Below are 3,565 nucleotides of genomic sequence, written 5' to 3'. Positions count from 1 at the left end.
TTACCTTGAATGTAATTCCTGCAGTGGCAATACTGATGGACGAATGGATTGATAAAGGACATGGCAAAGACGACTGGGCCATTATCGGGAAGGTGGAGTAAAATATTAATCTTATTCTTTGCTATGGCAACGCATAACACGGCGCTGTTGAATCGTTGTATCAAAATTGTCTGGTTGCGGAACTCTGACGTAAACCTTTCTCACAGCATACTTCAAATTTCTTAATGCCCAATAGCTTTTAAAAACTCAGTTTTTTTTCGTTTAGAAACGTCGAGCACACTTCCATTACTTAAAACAACCTGCCCACCCTCACCGCGTATATACCTTTCAGCAAAATTTTTATTAATGATAAATGAGTTATGTATTCTCACAAATGTGTCCGTAGGTAATATGTCTTCGAAATTCTTCAATGTTTGGCAGACTAAATATTTTTTTGCATCAGCCATTATGATATAAGTATAGTTAGTATTGGCTTCCAGGTACACAATGTCATTTATTTTTATGAACTGCAGCCCTTCTGTAGTCGGGATGGCAATTTTTTGAAAGCCTGAGTTCCTCGCCGACAAATTTTCCAACAAAATATCCAACTGATGAGCAGAATTAATTTTCGATCTTTCTTCGGCCGCCCTGTCTACAGCAATTTTCAATTCTTCAATTTCTATGGGTTTTACCAGGTAATCTAAAGCGCTAAAACGAATGGCTTTAATTGCGTAATGGTCATAAGCGGTTGTAAATATTAATTCGAAATTTTTGAAAGTTAAATTTTGCAATAATAAAAAGCCGTTCATCACAGGCATTTCAATATCGAGGAAAACCACATCGGGTTGCAAAGTATTAATAGCCTCAATTGCGTCAGTAGCATTATAACAAAGTGCGACGATATCCAATTCAGGACAATGGCGCCCAATCTTTTCTTTCAAAGCGCTTACATTGCTTTCTTCATCATCAACAAGTATTGCCTTCAGCATATTGGAATAATTTAAGGGTTGTCAATATTAATATTTACAGTCACTTCAGTGCCTGCAGCATGCCCATTGCAGGAAAGATCCGTAATGACGATGTTATTTTGGCTGCCGCCTCTGTTGTGCAGTTGTATCCTCTGCGAAGAAATTTCTATCCCATACGAATTATGCTCCGGCCTGTTTTGTTGTTTAATATCCTGTGCTTTTATGCGGCCCACTCCATCGTCTTTAATAATGTATTGTATGGTCCCGGATTTTATCGCAACGGTGATAATTAAATTTCTTTCACCTGTCAATTTATTCATTAAGCCATGGTGGATGGCGTTTTCCACAAATGGTTGCACTAACAAGGGAGGCACCTTATAATCTCCTTCAACTAATTCTTCATCGGCATTCATACTATAGTTGAACTTATTGCCCGATCTGAATTGTTCCAGTTCTATATACAACTTAAGCGTTTCAAAATCTTTGTAAAAGGGTACCAGGTCATGTTTCGTACTTTCCAGTACTGATCGTATCAACTTGCCAAACCTTGCCAGGTAGGTAGTTGCTTTATCTGGCTGATTGGTTTGTATTAAATTATCTATAGCGCTAAGACAGTTAAAAATGAAATGCGGATTCATCTGCGACCGCAGCGCCAGCATTTCGGTTTCAGAAATCTTATGGCGAAGCTCAGCTTTGTACCGGATATTTTGTATGCGCCGTTTCACAAAAAAATAAATAATCAAGCCGGTTAATAAAATAAGGAATGATTTAAACCACCACGTTGAATAAAAGTGCGGCTGTATAACGATGTTTACGGTAGTTATTTTTGAGTTACTATATTCGTCTCCGGTTTTAATATTAAATGTGTAACTACCCGGTGCAAGGTTGGCATAGCTGGCCATATTCTTTTCATCAGACTTTACCCAGTTTTTATCTATGCCAGATAATTTATAAAAAATATTTTTTTCAATGCCTGTATAAGAATGGATGCTAAATTCTATCGTGAGAAAATTTTGACCTGGCTGCAATAATATAGGTTGGTTATCTTTAATGAGAGAATCGATATTTATTTCATGGTCAAAGATTTTAAAGCCCGTAATGGCAACCAGCATATTTTGATTTTGGCCCACTTCAATTTTTTTAGGATTGAAGAGAATAACTTCTGTTTTAGATGCAGTAGTCCAGTTTCCATTTAACAATGGATATATACTTAGCATTTCAAAAGCCGAATTCAAAAGTCCTTCCGGCAAATCATATTTCACCAGTTTATTATCACGTTCCTGTAATTCGTATAGATTATAATCCGATGTCATCCATAGATTATGTTGATTATCTTTTTTTATAGCGTATATATTTATCGCCTTTGCTTCGGGGAAACCATTATACCGGGTAAATTTTTTGGAGTTGAGATTAAAAAAGAAAAATCCAAACCGCATTGTGCCCACGAGGAGCGTTGAATCATTTTGCTGCTCAATGCCATTCATTTCATCGCTGCAGTATTTACAGGGGCTATTGCCTGAAACTAGGTAACGCACAATATATTGATGTGATAATGGATCGAAATGAGCCAGGCCACCTGAAGTGCTCACCCAAAAACCGCCACTATTATCGATAAAAATATTTTTCACAGGCAGATTATTCAGCAGCCCCTGCCTGTTTTGTTCAATAAACTTGCCTGACCTCGCTTCCCATTCTGTTATCTTTCCATTTTGCAATCCAATCCATATATTCCCCGATTTATCTTTAACCATACACCTCGCAGTTGAATTTTCATTCCCAGGTGGATGAATGGTTTCAAAACTTCCATTGGCAGGATCATATTTATGGATATACCCATGTTGGGCTCCTATCCAAATTTTTCCGGCCGTATCTTCTACTATCGACCAAATAAGAGGATACTCGTATAAACCTTTAGGGAATAATGTTTTTTTAAATTGCCCCATGCTGTCATAAATGCTGCAACCGCCTCCCCACGTGCCAATATACATTGAGCCGTTGCTGCCTTGCATAAATGACGTGATCTCATTTTTGGGAAGAGAAGACACGTTATTTTCTTCGTGAGTAATGCTGGAAAAATATTGATCATAAGGATTGAAAATATTAATGCCTCTGTCAGTACCCAGCCAAATATTTCCATCACGATCTTCGCTGATGCAATAGAAATTATAATTATACCGTAAGCCCTTTTGATCATTGTAGGTTCCGGATATTGTGCTTAACGTGTCGCCATTTTTATCGTACCGAAAAAGCCCATTGTGATCATTGCCTATCCAGGTGGTTCCATGGCTATCCTCAAACATACAAAGAGTAGTTACTGTCTCCTTCATTTTTAATGATCCTTTTGGCTGCACTATTTGCGGAACAGTTTGATACTGTTTGCATACTTTTTGCCGGGCATCGTATTTATATATCGTGCTTCCCCATTCCGTTGCCCATATGTTATCCTTGCTATCAACCATAATAAAAGAAATAGTTTTATCCGCGTAGGCTTTAAGAACCGGATTATTTACTGGATTATAACGGGTTGTATAGATATTTTTTGTTTTTTTATCAAACAGCATCATTTCATCAAAGTTCGTGCCCCATGTACAATTACGGAGGCTATCATGATAGATGAG

At 37.6% G+C, this 3,565-nt stretch carries 2 protein-coding genes; both read right to left on the bottom strand.

The genetic code is table 11. The features are described 5' to 3' along the window. Nucleotides 1–221 precede the first annotated feature (221 nt). Entirely contained in the window at nt 222–968 is a 747-nt protein-coding gene (locus ACO1O5_RS21365; protein WP_486273908.1) for a LytR/AlgR family response regulator transcription factor, read from the bottom strand. Between the two features lie 11 nt (nt 969–979). Continuing rightward, on the bottom strand, nt 980–3,565 hold a 2,586-nt coding region (locus tag ACO1O5_RS21360; protein ID WP_486273906.1), incomplete at its 5' end, for a ligand-binding sensor domain-containing protein.

The sequence above is a fragment of the Ginsengibacter sp. genome (assembly GCF_057362405.1).
The sequence above is the reverse complement of the archived record's forward strand: the minus strand, read 5'-3'. Positions and strand labels throughout refer to the sequence as shown.